Source organism: Ramlibacter sp. (genome assembly GCF_035554825.1).
Classification (GTDB): Bacteria; Pseudomonadota; Gammaproteobacteria; order Burkholderiales; family Burkholderiaceae_C; genus Ramlibacter.
This window is the reverse complement of record NZ_DATMHS010000032.1, coordinates 19,661-33,366: the sequence shown is the minus strand read 5'-3', so window position 1 is coordinate 33,366 and position 13,706 is coordinate 19,661. Positions and strand designations below refer to the sequence as shown.

At 67.7% G+C, this 13,706-nt stretch carries 11 protein-coding genes and 4 tRNA genes; 4 read left to right on the top strand and 11 right to left on the bottom strand.

The features are described from left to right. On the top strand, nt 1–693 hold a 693-nt coding region (locus VNT59_RS03005; RefSeq protein WP_325496482.1), incomplete at its 5' end, for a fumarate hydratase C-terminal domain-containing protein. A gap of 57 nt (nt 694–750) precedes the next feature. Here the strand turns inward: VNT59_RS03005 and VNT59_RS03000 are convergent. The 10 genes from VNT59_RS03000 to VNT59_RS02955 form a co-directional block, all read right to left on the bottom strand. Further along, nucleotides 751–2,070, bottom strand: a complete 1,320-nt coding sequence (locus tag VNT59_RS03000) for an MFS transporter (protein ID WP_325496481.1) — start codon at nt 2,068–2,070, stop codon at nt 751–753. A 55-nt stretch (nt 2,071–2,125) separates the two neighbouring features. Next, nucleotides 2,126–2,743 (bottom strand): DUF6806 family protein, encoded by a 618-nt coding sequence (locus VNT59_RS02995; RefSeq protein ID WP_325496479.1) that lies wholly within the window; start codon nt 2,741–2,743, stop codon nt 2,126–2,128. 194 nt (nt 2,744–2,937) lie between these two features. After that, nucleotides 2,938–3,029, bottom strand: a tRNA-Leu gene (locus VNT59_RS02990). Nucleotides 3,030–3,131: 102 nt separating this feature from the next. Next, nucleotides 3,132–3,205 (bottom strand) — tRNA-Cys (locus VNT59_RS02985). A gap of 112 nt (nt 3,206–3,317) precedes the next feature. Beyond that, nucleotides 3,318–3,393, bottom strand: a tRNA-Gly gene (locus VNT59_RS02980). A gap of 49 nt (nt 3,394–3,442) precedes the next feature. Then, on the bottom strand, nt 3,443–5,881 hold the full coding sequence (gene lon / locus VNT59_RS02975; RefSeq protein ID WP_325496478.1) for an endopeptidase La: 2,439 nt from the start codon (nt 5,879–5,881) through the stop codon (nt 3,443–3,445). A gap of 187 nt (nt 5,882–6,068) precedes the next feature. Further along, on the bottom strand, nt 6,069–7,334 hold the full coding sequence (gene clpX, locus VNT59_RS02970) for an ATP-dependent Clp protease ATP-binding subunit ClpX (RefSeq protein WP_325496476.1): 1,266 nt from the start codon (nt 7,332–7,334) through the stop codon (nt 6,069–6,071). A gap of 177 nt (nt 7,335–7,511) precedes the next feature. After that, the gene (gene clpP, locus VNT59_RS02965; RefSeq protein ID WP_325496474.1) at nt 7,512–8,120 is read right to left on the bottom strand and encodes an ATP-dependent Clp endopeptidase proteolytic subunit ClpP; all 609 of its coding nucleotides are present in this window, start codon (nt 8,118–8,120) and stop codon (nt 7,512–7,514) included. A gap of 142 nt (nt 8,121–8,262) precedes the next feature. Further along, a complete protein-coding gene (tig, locus tag VNT59_RS02960; RefSeq protein WP_325496472.1) occupies nt 8,263–9,576 on the bottom strand; it encodes a trigger factor in 1,314 nt (437 codons plus the stop codon). 37 nt (nt 9,577–9,613) lie between these two features. Next, nucleotides 9,614–9,700, bottom strand: a tRNA-Leu gene (locus VNT59_RS02955). A 272-nt stretch (nt 9,701–9,972) separates the two neighbouring features. Between VNT59_RS02955 and hpnC the strand changes: the two genes are divergently transcribed. The 3 genes from hpnC to hpnE all read left to right on the top strand — a co-directional run bounded on the left by hpnC (nt 9,973) and on the right by hpnE (nt 13,007). Next, nucleotides 9,973–10,830: a squalene synthase HpnC gene (gene hpnC, locus VNT59_RS02950; protein ID WP_325496471.1), complete on the top strand. Its 858-nt coding sequence runs from the start codon at nt 9,973–9,975 to the stop codon at nt 10,828–10,830. Nucleotides 10,831–10,893: 63 nt separating this feature from the next. Continuing rightward, complete coding sequence (gene hpnD, locus VNT59_RS02945) at nt 10,894–11,733, top strand: presqualene diphosphate synthase HpnD (RefSeq protein WP_325496469.1); 840 nt, start codon at nt 10,894–10,896, stop codon at nt 11,731–11,733. 5 nt (nt 11,734–11,738) lie between these two features. Beyond that, complete coding sequence (gene hpnE, locus VNT59_RS02940) at nt 11,739–13,007, top strand: hydroxysqualene dehydroxylase HpnE (RefSeq protein WP_325496484.1); 1,269 nt, start codon at nt 11,739–11,741, stop codon at nt 13,005–13,007. On the opposite strand, the gene VNT59_RS02935 is transcribed toward hpnE, so the two are convergent. Next, entirely contained in the window at nt 13,000–13,692 is a 693-nt protein-coding gene (locus VNT59_RS02935; RefSeq protein WP_325496467.1) for an HAD-IA family hydrolase, read from the bottom strand. The two genes, hpnE and VNT59_RS02935, sit on opposite strands and share 8 nt — an antisense overlap. Between the last annotated feature and the right edge of the window lie 14 nt (nt 13,693–13,706).

The window sequence follows — 13,706 nt, the reverse complement described above, 5'->3', positions numbered from 1 at the left end:
GCGCACTTCGTGATGGACGGGTCCGGCCCGGTGTACCTCGATCCGCCGAGCCTGGACCTGTGGCCCAAGGTCGAATGGGCTCCCGACACGCAAAAGAGCAAGCGCGTGAACCTCGACACGCTCACGAAGGAGGAGATCGGCACGTGGAAGGCCGGGCAGACCCTGCTGCTGAACGGCAAGATGCTCACCGGCCGCGACGCCGCGCACAAGCGCATCCAGGACATGCTGGCCAAGGGCGAGCCGCTGCCGGTAGCCTTCACCAACCGCGTCATCTACTACGTCGGCCCGGTCGATCCGGTGCGCGACGAGGTGGTGGGTCCCGCCGGCCCGACGACCTCCACCCGCATGGACAAGTTCACCGAGATGATGCTGGCCAAGACCGGGCTGATCGGCATGATCGGCAAGTCCGAGCGCGGCCCGGAGGCGATCGAGGCGATCAAGAAGCACAAGGCGGCCTACCTGATGGCGGTCGGCGGCGCCGCGTACCTGGTCTCCAAGGCGATCAAGAAGTCGAAGGTGCTCGGCTTCGCGGATCTCGGCATGGAAGCCATCTACGAATTCGACGTCGTCGACATGCCGGTCACCGTGGCCGTGGACGCCAGCGGCACCAGCGTGCACTCGACCGGCCCGGCCGAGTGGTCCAGGAAGATCGCCACGGGCGAATTCAAGAACATCCCCGTCGCCGCCGCGTAAGGCCGTTCACCGCTGGGCAGAGCCGCGTGCCCCACGCGCCCCCGCGCGCGCACGCGCTCAGCCGCTGGTGCGCGCGGTGTCGGCCTGGAGCGCGGCTGCGCGGCCGCGCCGCACGTCGATCGGCATGAGCAAGGCCAGCCCGGCGGCAAACAGTGCGGCAGTCGACAGGATGGCAAGCCGCTGGTTGCCGCCCGTGGCCCAGGTGATCGCGCCGTAGGACAGCGGACCGATGATGCTGGCGAGGCGGATCGCGAACGTCCACAGGCCGTAGAACTCGGCGAGCTGTTTCGGCGGCGCGAACATGCCGGCCAGCGCGCGCCCGGCGGACTGGCTCGATCCCATGCACAACCCGGCGATGGCCGCCGCCCACCAGAAGCCGCCCTTGGTGGTCGTGAGCGCGGCGATCACGCAGGTGGCGATCCAGCCCGCCAGCGTGCTGCCGAGGGCGATCTTGTGGCCGATGCGGTCCTGCAGATAGCCCCAGGCGAAGGCGCCGGCGGCCGCGGCGATATTGAGCACGAACACCAGCACCATCGTTTCCTGCTGGCGAAAGCCGATCACCGTCTCGGCGTAGATCGCCGCCAGCGTCACGGCCACCGCCACGCCGCCCTGGTAGCACACGGCGCATGCCATCAACCAGGTGAAGTCGCGGAACTGGCGCGCCTGGGCGAAGGTGCGATGCAACTGCCGCAGCGACGCGGCCAGGCCGCTCTCGCGCAGCGCCCGCGGGTCGGGCTGCGCCCGCTCGCGCAGCAGGCGGAAGGTGGCGAGCGACGCCAGCCCGTACAGCACGGCCGTGATCAGCATCGTGACCGGCACGAACTGCGCGGCCGCGATGCCCTGCCCCTGCGCCCAGATGACGTACCCAAGACACAGCCCCAGCGACAGCATCCCGCCGAAGTAGCCGAAGCCCCAGCCCCAGCCGCTGACCTTGCCCAGCGCCTCGGGACGCGCGAGCTCGGGCAGAAATGCGGCCGTGAGCGACTCGCCGTACGAATAGAAGGTGTTGGAGACCACGACCAGCAGGATCGCGAACGCGACGCTGCCGGGGCCGGCCAGCGCCAGCGCCGCGGTGGAGAGCACGCACGCCACGGTGAACCACGCCAGCAGGCGCTTCTTGGCCGCGCGCAGGTCGGCGTAGGCCCCGAGGCTGGGCATCGTGAACATCACGATCGCATAGGACGCGCTCAGGGCAGCCGTCCAGGCGAAGGTGGCCCAGGGCGCCTTGCCGGCGATGCCGCCGACGAAGTACGCGGCGAACACCGCCGTGAGGACCACCGTGGTGTAGCCGGAGTTGGCGAAGTCGTACATGGCCCAGCCGAACACCTCGCGCTTGCGCACGCCCGGGTTCAGCGCGTCCTGCGAAAACATCGCCATTCGATCCCCTCCACAAGCGGACGGGGCCCGCGCGGGGCCCCGTTGTCCGTTTTGTCTAATGCAGCCGGCGCGGCCGCCGGCCGCCGCCATGACCGGAGCCGCTGCCGCGCGGCGGCTTGCCGATCTCCAGCGAGTTGACCAGCGCGTCGAAGCGCTGGCTGAACAGCCGGTCGATCTCGGCCACGACACCGCCGAGCTCCGAGCCGTCGAAGTGGCGCTCCATCAGGTTGACCACGTCCTCGACCAGCAGGTCGCGCTGCACCTGCATGATGGCCGCCGGCGTCGGGCCGACGAAGAGCATCAGGAAGTCGTCGCGCGACTCGGCTTCCGGCGGCTCCTCTTCCTCGTCGAACTCGGTGTCGTAGAAGGTGACCTCGATCGCCGCGCCTTCCTGCGACAGCTCATTGAGGCTCATGCACATCTCGTCGAGCGACTGCCGGAAATCCTCGTCGCCAGCCACCGTCCAGCACACGCGCAGCACGTGCTCGGGCGCATCGAACTTGATGCCGGGCTCCTCTTCGTACGCGCTCTCGGCACCGTCGGCCAGCGAGCGCGCACCGGCGTAGGTCCACAGCGGCTTGAGCGCATCCTGCAGTTGCGCGTAGGTGACGTCGGCGCGCAGCGGCACATCGCCGTGGACATGGATTTCGAACGGAGCGTTATAGCGTGACATTGACCCGATTTTCTCCTGCCTCGCGCCACAGCCATTCCAGGCGCGTGCCGGGAGTGCTTGCGGAAGGCGGACTCTGCGTCCGCATAGGATTGTGCCACTGCGCCGACAGCGCCCCGGCACGCGCGAGGGCGCGTGCATCGTCGCGAACTCAGCGCGCCGGCGCTGGTCGCGCGGGCGCCGATCGCCGGGCTGGGTGGTGCCTCGACCCGGGCTCGAACCGGGACGCCCGTTTTCACGAAGCGGCGGATTTTAAGTCCGCTGTGTCTACCTATTCCACCATCGAGGCGCGAGGCGATTGTGCAGGCAAAGCGCGTCGCGGCCCAGCAGGAGGCGCCGCCGGCGGCAACAACAAAACAGCCCCGGCAACGCTGTTGGCGGGGCTGTTCTCTGGAGGCGCGACCCGGAGTCGAACCGAGCTGAACGGATTTGCAATCCGCTGCATAACCGCTTTGCTATCGCGCCGACGTCATGCAAGAAAAAGGGAAGCCTGGGCTTCCCTTTGACCGACTTTCCGGAAAAAGCATCGCTGCTTCTTCTGTTTGCCGCAGAACGCAGCACTGCTGCCTTCTGAAATTGGAGCGGGCAAAGAGTCTCGAACTCTCGACCTCAACCTTGGCAAGGTTGCGCTCTACCAACTGAGCTATGCCCGCATCGAAGCCTTGAATTATAGCGTAGTTTTTGCAGCGCCTGCAACAACCCTCAATGTTTTACGGAAGCGGGACGCACGCCGGGTTGCGGACCCGGCGCGGCGGGCGCGATCGGGGCCGCAGCCGCGGCGGCATCGTCTTCCGGCAACGGCGTCGGTTGCCGCTCCAGGGCGACGTCCAGCACCTTGTCGATCCATTTCACCGGCACGATCTCGAGTCCGCTCTTCACGTTCTCGGGAATGTCTTGCAGGTCCTTGGCGTTCTCTTCCGGGATCAGCACCGTCTTGATGCCGCCGCGCAGCGCGGCGAGCAGCTTCTCCTTGAGCCCGCCGATCGCCGTCACTTCGCCGCGCAACGTGATCTCGCCCGTCATGGCGACATCGCTGCGCACCGGAATGCCGGTGAGCGCGGACACCAGCGCCGTCGTCATCGCCGCGCCCGCGCTCGGGCCGTCCTTCGGCGTCGCGCCATCGGGCACGTGGATGTGCATGTCCTTCTTCTCGAACAGCTCCTCGCCGATGCCGAGGCGGCGGGCCCGGCTGCGCACCACAGTGCGCGCGGCCTCCACCGATTCCTTCATCACGTCGCCCAGCGAGCCGGTGCGCAGGATGTTGCCCTTGCCGTTCATCAGCGCCGCCTCGATCGTCAGCAGGTCGCCGCCGACTTCGGTCCAGGCAAGGCCGACCACCTGGCCGACCTGGTTCTGCTGTTCGGCGCGCCCGTAGCTGAACTTGCGCACGCCCAGGAAGTCGTTGAGGTTGGCGCCGTCGACGACCACCTTGGGCTTCATCTTCTTCAGCTGCAGGCCCTTGACCACCTTGCGGCAGATCTTCGAGAGCTCGCGTTCGAGCGAGCGCACGCCCGCTTCGCGCGTGTAGTAGCGCACGATGTCGCGGATCGCCTCTTCGGTGACCTCGAGTTCCTCGCCCTTCACGCCGTTGTTCTTCATCTGCTTGGGCAGCAGGTACTTGATGGCGATGTTGGTCTTCTCGTCCTCGGTATAGCCCGACAGGCGGATCACTTCCATCCGGTCCAGCAGGGCCGGCGGGATGTTCATCGAGTTCGACGTCGCCACGAACATCACGTCCGACAGGTCGAAGTCGACCTCCACGTAGTGGTCGCTGAACGTGTGGTTCTGCTCGGGGTCCAGCACCTCCAGCAGCGCGCTCGACGGATCGCCGCGGAAGTCCGTGCCCAGCTTGTCGATCTCGTCGAGCAGGAACAGCGGGTTGCGCGTCCCCACCTTCGACAGGCTTTGGAGCACCTTGCCCGGCAGCGCGCCGATGTAGGTGCGGCGGTGGCCGCGGATCTCGGCCTCGTCGCGCATGCCGCCCAGCGCCATGCGCACGTACTTGCGGCCGGTCGCCTTGGCGATCGACTGGCCCAGCGAGGTCTTGCCGACGCCGGGAGGGCCCACCAGGCACAGGATCGGCGCCTTGACCTTGTCGACGCGCTGCTGCACCGCGAGGTATTCGAGAATGCGGTCCTTGACCTTCTCGAGGCCGTGATGGTCTTCGTTGAGGACGTCCTCGGCATGCGCGAGGTTGTGCTTGATCTTGGTCTTCTTGCTCCAGGGCAGCGCCGTGAGCACGTCGATGTAGTTGCGCACCACGGTGGCTTCGGCCGACATCGGCGACATCAGCTTCAGCTTCTTGAGCTCCGCGTCTGCCTTCTTCTTGGCATCCTTGGGCATCTTGGCGGCCGTGATCTTCTTTTCGATCTCCTCGATGTCGGCGCCCTCTTCGCCTTCGCCGAGCTCCTTCTGGATCGCCTTGACCTGCTCGTTCAGGTAGAAGTCGCGCTGGTTCTTCTCCATCTGGCGCTTCACGCGGCCGCGGATCTTCTTGTCGACGTTGAGGATGTCGACCTCGCGCTCGATCTGCTCGAACAGGTTCTCCAGCCGCAGCTTGACGTCGTCGAGATCGAGCACGATCTGCTTGTTGTCGAGCTTGAGCGGCAGATGCGCCGCGATCGTGTCTGCCAGGCGTCCCGGATCGTCGATGCTGGAAATCGAAGTGAGAATCTCCGGCGGAATCTTCTTGTTCAGCTTGACGTACTGGTCGAACTGCTGCATCACGGCGCGGCGCAGCGCCTCGATCTCGCTGGACTTCGGATCGCCCTCGGTCTGTTCCACCGGCGTGACGTTGGCCACGAAGTGCTGGTCGCCTTCGTCGATGCGATTGACGCGGGCCCGCTGCTGGCCCTCGACCAGCACCTTCACGGTGCCATCGGGCAGCTTGAGCATCTGCAGGATGGTGGAGACGCAGCCGACCTCGAACATGTCGGAGACCGAGGGCTCGTCCTTCGCGGCGGCTTTCTGCGCCACCAGCATGATGCGGCGCTCCGCCTCCATGGCGGCCTCCAGCGCCTTGATGCTCTTGGGCCGACCGACGAACAGCGGTATGACCATGTGCGGAAAGACCACCACGTCGCGCAGCGGCAGCAGTGGCAGGTCAATCGGCGTGGCGGGCAGTGGAACGTGTCCGGACATGGCAAATCCTCAGGTTGATCCAGTCGAATATGGACCGGAAGGACGGATTTTCAACCTCAGGCCAAGGGATTGGGGCCGTGAGGGTTGTATTCGTCGGAAAAGTCATTGTGCCCGCCGCGGCGGCGCACCTGACCACGCAAGGAAACGCAGCCGCCGCGCGGGGCGACTGTCACGATGAACGGCCGGCTCAGGCCTTCTTGGCCGCCTCGCGGTAGACCAGCAGCGGCGGCTTGCTTTCCTCGATGGTGGACTCGTCCACCACCACCTTGTCGACATTGGTCGTGTTCGGCAATTCGAACATGGTGTCGATCAGCGACTGCTCCAGGATCGAGCGCAGGCCGCGGGCGCCGGTCTTGCGCGCCAGCGCCCGGCGCGCGATGGCCCGCAGCGCGCTGGGACGCACCTCGAGGTCGACGCCCTCCATCGACAGCAGCTTGGCGTATTGCTTGACCAGCGCGTTCTTCGGCTCGGTCAGGATCTGCACCAGGGCGTCCTCGCTCAGTTCCGACAAGGTGGCCACCACTGGCATGCGGCCGACCAGTTCGGGGATCAGGCCGAACTTGATCAGGTCCTCGGGTTCGACCTCGCGGAAGACGTCGGTGAGGCTGCGCTGCGCCTTGCTCTTCACGGTGGCGCCGAAGCCGATGCCAGACGTCTCGGTCCGCTGCTCGATCACCTTCTCCAGGCCGGCGAAGGCGCCGCCGCAGATGAACAGGATGTTGGTCGTGTCGATCTGCAGGAAGTCCTGGTTCGGGTGCTTGCGCCCGCCCTGCGGCGGCACGCTCGCCATCGTGCCTTCGATCAGCTTCAGCAGCGCCTGCTGCACGCCTTCGCCCGACACGTCGCGGGTGATCGACGGGTTGTCGGACTTGCGCGAGATCTTGTCGATCTCGTCGATGTACACGATGCCGCGCTGCGCCCGCTCCACCTCGTAGTTGCAGCTTTGCAGCAGCTTCTGGATGATGTTCTCGACGTCCTCGCCGACGTAGCCGGCCTCGGTCAGCGTCGTCGCGTCGGCCATCACGAACGGCACGTCCAGCATCCGCGCCAGCGTCTGCGCCAGCAGCGTCTTGCCCGATCCGGTGGGGCCGATCAGCAGGATGTTGCTCTTGGTGAGCTCGACATCGTCCTTCTTGGCCTTTTCCTTGTGGCGCAACCGCTTGTAGTGGTTGTAGACCGCCACGGCCAGGCCGCGCTTGGCGGCCTCCTGGCCGATCACGTAATTGTCGAGATTCGACTTTATCTCCGCCGGCGTCGGCAGGTCGCCGCGAGCCTCGCGCGAGTCCTCACCCGTGGGCAGTTCGTCCCGGATGATCTCGTTGCACAGGTCGATGCACTCGTCGCAGATGAAGACCGAAGGCCCGGCGATCAGTTTCTTGACCTCGTGCTGGCTCTTGCCGCAGAAGGAGCAGTAAAGCGTTTTCTCGCTGGAAGAGCCTTTTTTCTCGGCCATGGATGTGCCTGCAGTAGCTTGAGATTCAATGATAACCACAGAAGCGGCGGACCCACGCCGGAGCGTGGGTGGTCGCTTTGTAGGGCGCGGCCGCAAAACAACAAGCCGCCCGCGGCCGCCGGCGGACGTCTGGCATGGTGCCGTGGGTTTGGAGCACGGCGCGGGCGCCGGGTTCCGTCAGGGACGCTTGGCGATCACCTGGTCGACCAGGCCGTAGTCCTTGGCTTCGTCGGCGGACAGGAAATAATCACGCTCGGTGTCGCGCGCGATCTTCTCGAGCGGCTGGCCGGTGCGCTCCGCCAGGATCCTGTTCAGCACTTCGCGGGTCTTGAGGATGTCGCGGGCGTGAATCTCGATGTCGGTGGCCTGGCCCTGCATGCCGCCCAGCGGCTGGTGGATCATGACCTTGGAATTCGGCAGCGAAAAGCGCTTGCCCTTGGCGCCGGCGGCCAGCAGGAACGCGCCCATGCTGGCGGCCATCCCGGTGCACAGGGTGGAGACGTCCGGCTTGATGAAGTTCATCGTGTCGTAGATCGCCATGCCCGCGCTGACGCTGCCGCCCGGGGAGTTGATGTAGAACGAAATGTCCTTGTCCGGATTTTCGCTTTCCAGGAACAGCAGCTGCGCCACCACCAGGTTCGCGGTCTGGTCATTGACCGGGCCGACCAGGAACACCACGCGCTCGCGCAGCAGGCGGGAATAGATGTCGTAGGACCGTTCGCCGCGGCCCGACTGCTCGATGACGATCGGCACCATGCCGAGCGCCTGGGTGTCAAGTGAACTCATTGGGGGAAGACTCCGTGTGCTGTGCTTGTACTTTATTACGTGACGAACATGGGGGTGGCGGCCTGGACTGCAAGGCCGCACGCGGCGCACCGGAACCCCGGGCGGGCGCGCCGGCCGGCGACGCCCGCCTGGCGAGCGCCGCTCAGCCCTGCTGGCCCATCAGTTCGTCGAACGAGACCGGCTTGTCGACCACCTTGGCCTGGGCCAGCACGAACTCGGTGACATTGTTCTCGACGACGATCGCCTCGACGTCGGCCAGGCGGCGATTGTCGCCGTAGTACCAGCGCACCACCTCGGCCGGCTTCTCGTAGCTGGCGGCCAGCTCTTCCACGTGGGCCTTGATCTGCTCCGGCTTGGCGGCGAGGTTGTTGGCGCGCACCAGCTCGGCCACGACCAGGCCCAGGCGCACCCGGCGCTCGGCCTGCGGGCGGAAGATCTCTTCCGGGATCGGCGCCTTGTCGGCGTCCTTGATGCCGCGCTGCTTCAGGTCGGCCCGGGCGCCCTCGATCATGCGGTCGAGTTCGGCCTGCACGATCGATTTCGGCAGATCCAGCTCGGCCTTGGCGACCAGCGCGTCCATGACGGCCTGCTTGTTGCGGGCCAGCAGGCGGAACTTGACCTCGCGTTCGAGGTTCTTGCGGATGTCGGCACGCAGGCCCTGGACGGTGGCGTCCTCGATGCCCAGCGATTTCGCCAGCGCATCGTCGATCTCGGGCAGGTGGGCGGCCTCGATCTTCTTGATCGTCACCATGAAGTCGGCCTGCTTGCCGGCCACGTCCTTGCCGTGGTAGTCCTCGGGGAAGGCCAGCGGGAAGGTCTTGCTCTCGCCAGCCTTCATGCCGCGCACGGCGTCCTCGAACTCCTTGAGCATCTGGCCCTCGCCGACGACGAACTGGAAGTCGTCGGCCTTGCCGCCGGCGAACGGCTCGCCTTCGATCTTGCCTTCGAAGTCGACAGTCACGCGGTCGCCGTCCTGCACCGCCGCGTCCTGCGGGCGCTGGGAGAAGGTGCGGCGCTGCTTGCGCAGGATGTCGAGGGTCTTGTCGATGGCGGCGTCGGTCACCTCGGTGCCGAGCTTCTCGACTTCGGCGGTGGCCAGATCGCCGATCTTCACCTCCGGATAGACCTCGAACACGGCGTCGAACGCCAGCTGGCCTTCCGGCGCCTCTTCCTTCTCGGTGATCTTGGGCTGGCCCGCCACGCGCAGCTTGGCCTCGTTGGCGGCCTGGGCGAAGGCCTCACCCACCTTGTCGTTCATGACCTCGTAGTGCACCGAATAGCCGTAGCGCTGGGCCACGACAGTCATCGGCACCTTGCCCGGCCGGAAGCCGTCCATTCGCACGGTGCGTGCCAGGCGCTTCAGGCGGTTGTCCACCTCGGACTTGATGACGTCGACCGGCAGGGTCAGGGTCATCTTGCGTTCCAGCTTCTCGAGGGTCTCTACGTTCACGGCCATGTTGCTCTCTCTTCGACTCGGATTCAGAAAAGGTGTCTGGTGCGCGGGGGGGGACTCGAACCCCCACGCCATCGCTGGCGTCAGGACCTAAACCTGGTGCGTCTACCAATTTCGCCACCCGCGCTGTGCAGAACGAGAAAGCGGGCGGCTCAGAAACGCTGAACCGCCCGCCCGTTCGGTCAACCTTTTATTTTACCCGCGAAGCGGGTGGAGCTCCGGCAGCCTGGCTCGCCTTCCACCGATCCCTTGAACGCAGAGGTCGCAGAGGATGCGCAGAGAACAGCCAATCCGTCTGGTCTTCCCGCTGCGTCCTCCGCGAGGCCTTTGCGACCGCTGCGTTCAACAGAACGCATCGCCCGCCCGGGCCGTCGCCGAAGCGCAGGCGACAATCCAGCCGTGAAAGCCCCCGCCAGCGCCCTCGCCGACAGCCGCACGCCGGACGAGAACTTCCCGGTCGCCTCGTGGCTGTGCCCGCCGCGCTTGCGGGCGCCGATCACGGCCATCTACTGGTTCGCCCGGACAGCCGATGACCTGGCGGACGAAGGCCCGGCCGGCGCGCAGGAGCGCCTGGCCAGCCTCGCCGCGTATGAGCAGGATCTGCAGGCCTGCTTTGCCGGCGGCACGGTTTCCAGCCGCTGGCATCCGGTGTTCGGGCCGCTGCGATCCGCCATCGATGCGTTCGCCCTGCCGCAGGCCCCCCTGGCTGCGCTGCTCAGCGCCTTCCGCCAGGACGTCGTCAAGACGCGCGACCGCGCAGGCTACGCCGACCGGGCCGAACTGCTGGACTACTGCAACCGCTCGGCCAATCCGGTCGGCCGGCTGCTGCTGCACCTGTACGGCGTGGCCGATGCCGAATCGCTGCGGCACAGCGACTGCATCTGCACCGCGCTGCAACTGACCAACTTCTGGCAGGACCTCGGGGTCGACGTGCCCCGCGGCCGCTTCTACCTGCCCGCGCGCGACTGCCTCGCCCACGGCATCGACCCGCTGCAGCCGGACACCTGGGCGGCGCACCCGGACACGCCGGCGCTGGTGCGCGATCTCGTGGCCTGGACCAGGAGCACCATGCTGCGCGGCGCCCCGCTGGCCAAGCGCGTGCCCGGGCGCGCCGGATGGGAATTGCGGCTGGTGGTGCAAGGCGGGCTGCGAATCCTCGACCGGATCGAAGCCGGCGGCTGTCATACCTTCCACGCGCGGCCGGCGCTGCGTGCCCGCGACGCCGGCGCCCTGCTGTGGCGGGCCGTGCAAATGTGACAATCGGCGCATGACCGCACCGCCCCTGCCCCCTGCGCGCGCCCGCGGCCCGGAGAATGCCGGGTGAACGCCGACGAATACGTGCGCGAAAAGGCGATCGCCTCCGGCAGCAGCTTCTATTACGCATTCCTGTTCCTGCCGGAAGCGCGCCGCGCGGCCATCACCGCGTTCTATGCGTTCTGCCGTGCCGTCGACGACGTGGTCGACGAAGTCAACGATCCGGCCGTGGCCGCCACCAAACTCGCCTGGTGGCAGACCGAGGTGGCCCGCACCTTCGCCGGCGAGCCCAGCCATCCGGTGATGAAGGCGCTGGCGCCCAGCATCACGGCCTTCGGCCTCCAGGAGGCGCAGCTGCAGGCCGTGATCGAGGGCTGCCGGATGGACCTGCAGCAGACGCGCTACCTCGACTTCCCCGCGCTGCAGCGCTACTGCCATCTCGTGGCCGGCGTCGTGGGCGAAGTGTCGGCCCGCATCTTCGGCCAGAACGATCCGGCGACGACGCGATACGCACACCAGCTGGGGCTCGCGTTCCAGCTGACGAACATCATCCGGGACGTCGGCGAGGATGCGATGCGCGGGCGCATCTACCTGCCGGTCAACGAGCTGCAGCAGTTCGACGTCAAGGTGCACGAAATCCTGAACCGGCAGTATTCCGACCGCTTCGCCGCGCTGATGCGCTTCCAGGCCGAGCGCGCGCAGCGCCTGTACGACGAGGCGCTGGCCCTGCTGCCGGCGGCGGACCGGCGCAGCCAGAAGCCGGGCCTCATGATGGCCAACATCTACCGCACGCTGCTGCGCGAGATCGAGCGCGATGACTTCCAGGTGCTGCACCAGCGGGTGAGCCTGACGCCGCTGCGCAAGTTCTGGCTGGCGTGGAAGGTCCAGGCGCTCGGACGCCTGTGAGCGCCCTGCGCGTCGCCGTCGTCGGCGCCGGCTGGGCCGGCTTGGCGGCGGCCGTGGGCGCGGCCGCGGCCGGGCACCAGGTCAGCGTCTTCGAAGCCGGACGGCGGCTCGGCGGCCGCGCGCGCGGACTGCCGCTGCGGGTGCCGGACGGCGGCTTCGCGTGCGTCGACAACGGGCAGCACATCATGGTCGGCGCGTACCGCGAGACGCTGCGCCTGATGCACCTCGTCGGCGTGGACCCCGGGCAGGCGCTGCTGCGGCTGCCGCTGACGCTGCGCTTTCCGGACGGCGGCGGCCTGGCATTGCCGGCCTGGCGGGCGCCGTTCGATGCCGCGGCCGGCCTGCTGCGCGCCAGGGGCTGGCGCGCCGGCGACAAGTTCGCGTTGCTGCAGTCGGCGTGGCGCTGGCGCGCTGCCGGCTTCGACTGCGCGCCGCAGGCCACCGTCGCGTCGCTGTGCGCGCGACTGACGCCGACGGTGATGGCGGAACTGATCGAGCCCTTGTGCGTGTCGGCGCTGAACACGCCGGCCGCACGGGCCAGCGGGCAGGTGTTCCTGCGCGTGCTGCGCGACACGCTGTTCGAGCCGGGCGGCTCCAACCTGCTGCTGCCCCGGGTCGACCTCGGCAGTCTCTTTCCCGAGGCGGCCGGGCGCTGGCTGCAGGCCCGCGGGGGACACGTCGCCATCGGGCGGCGCGTGCAGTCGATCACGCCGCAGGCGCGCGGCTGGACCGTCGACGGCCAACGCTTCGATCGGGTGCTGCTCGCCTGCCCCGCCGTCGAAGCGGCGCGCCTGGTCGCTGCCAGCGGGGTCGCCGCGGCCGACTGGGTGGCACTGGCGCAGGGGCTTGCCTACGAGGCGATCGCCACCGTGTATGCCACCGGCGGCCAGCGCCTGCCCCTGCCGCTGCTGGCGCTGCGCAGCGGACCGCAGGCGCCGGCCCATTTCGTGTTCGATCGCTCACAGCTCGGTGGCCCCCCGGGACTGCTCGCTTTCGTGGCCAGCGCCTGCGAGGGCGGCCGCCAGGCGATCGAGCAGCAGGTGATGGCACAGGCACGCCGGCTCGGCTGGACCTCGCTCCATGCCGTGCAGACCGTGGTCGAGAAGCGCGCGACCTTCGCCTGCGTCCCGGGTCTGAGGCGCCCTGCCGCGGCCATCGCCCCCGGCCTGGTGGCGTGCGGCGACTATGTGGCGGGCCCCTATCCCGCCACGCTGGAAGGCGCCGTCCGATCCGGACTGCAGGCCGTGGCCGGCCTGGCCGAGCCGGTCAGCTGAAGACGGCGCACAGCTCGTCGAGCCGTTCCACCGTCAGGTGCGGCTCGAGCTCGTGCGGCCAGAGCTGCTCGGTGCGATTGACCCACACCGCCTGCATGCCGGCATTGAGCGCCCCCAGCATGTCCAGCGTCGCGTCGTCGCCGACGTGCAGCACTTGCGCCACCGCCACGTCGACCGCGCCGGCGGCGGCATGGAAGATGCGCGGGTCGGGCTTGCCGACGCCGAACTCGCGCGCCGAGATCGCCGCCCGGAAGAAGGGGGCGAGGCCGACGCGCTCGACGTCGGCGTTGCCGTTGGAAATGCTCACCAGGGGGAAGCGCGCTGCCAGGAATTCGAGGGCCGGGCGCACGTCGTCGAACAGGGTGACGCGCTGGCGCTCGGCGAAGAACACGTCGAAGGCCTGCTCGGCCAGCAGCGGGTTCTCGCCGGCGCGATAGAGCGCCAGCCGGATCGACTCGCGCCGGACGGCGCTGAGATCGTGTTTGAGCTCCGGCTTGTTCGCCTTCATGTAGTCGCGGATCTCGCGCAGCGCCTGCGGCGTCGAAAAGAGCGCGGCGGCCATCGGGGCGTGTTCCACCAACCAGTCGTGCAGGACCTTCTCGGCCCGTTCGATCGTCGGCAGGACGGGCCACAGCGTGTCGTCGAGGTCCAGCGAGATGGCCTTGATTCTTGTAATGTCCAGCATGTCAGTGAGAATAC

Bases quoted from the DNA above. Each gene is read 5' to 3' on its own strand.
- VNT59_RS03000 (WP_325496481.1), bottom strand. From the start codon at position 2,070: ATGGCGATGTTTTCGCAGGACGCGCTGAACCCGGGCGTGCGCAAGCGC.
- VNT59_RS02995 (WP_325496479.1), bottom strand. From the start codon at position 2,743: ATGTCACGCTATAACGCTCCGTTCGAAATCCATGTCCACGGCGATGTG.
- lon (WP_325496478.1), bottom strand. From the start codon at position 5,881: ATGTCCGGACACGTTCCACTGCCCGCCACGCCGATTGACCTGCCACTG.
- clpX (WP_325496476.1), bottom strand. From the start codon at position 7,334: ATGGCCGAGAAAAAAGGCTCTTCCAGCGAGAAAACGCTTTACTGCTCC.
- clpP (WP_325496474.1), bottom strand. From the start codon at position 8,120: ATGAGTTCACTTGACACCCAGGCGCTCGGCATGGTGCCGATCGTCATC.
- tig (WP_325496472.1), bottom strand. From the start codon at position 9,576: ATGGCCGTGAACGTAGAGACCCTCGAGAAGCTGGAACGCAAGATGACC.
- VNT59_RS02935 (WP_325496467.1), bottom strand. From the start codon at position 13,692: ATGCTGGACATTACAAGAATCAAGGCCATCTCGCTGGACCTCGACGAC.